The organism is Stenotrophomonas sp. A3_2 (assembly GCF_036624925.1).
In the GTDB taxonomy this organism is placed as follows: domain Bacteria; phylum Pseudomonadota; class Gammaproteobacteria; order Xanthomonadales; family Xanthomonadaceae; genus Stenotrophomonas; species Stenotrophomonas hibiscicola.
Map to the genome: position 1 here is coordinate 1 of NZ_JAZKVY010000228.1, position 364 is coordinate 364.

General features: G+C 70.9%; 1 protein-coding gene. It reads left to right on the forward strand.

The window, feature by feature from the left end:
* Nucleotides 1-322, forward strand: a 322-nt coding sequence (locus tag R5H29_RS08175; RefSeq protein WP_332329047.1) for a YcjX family protein, incomplete at its 5' end; no start/stop codon positions are given.
* Nucleotides 323-364 lie beyond the last annotated feature (42 nt).

The window sequence follows — 364 nt, forward strand, 5'->3', positions numbered from 1 at the left end:
ATCGCTGACGCCGGTGCCGGGGGGCGGGGTGGCGACGGCGCATTTCGCCTTGGCCTCCGTGCGCTGCACCGAGGATTTCGTGCTGCGGCTGGAAGGGCGGCCGGTCTCCGCGGTGCGCGGGCGGGTGCTGGGGCAGGAGCGGGCGGCGGTGTCCTATCCGGGCGAGGTGCCGGACCGGCCGCCGGATGCCGAGTTCTGGGCGCATCCGTTCCTGGCCCTGCCGCAATTCGAGCCGGTGCGGCTGCCGGATGGCGGGCATTATGGGGTGCCGAATATCGGGCTGGATGCGGTGCTCGGCTTCCTGCTGGAGGATGTGCTGTGACCGAGCGGGTGAAGCCGTTCCTGATCACCGAGGATTTGCCAG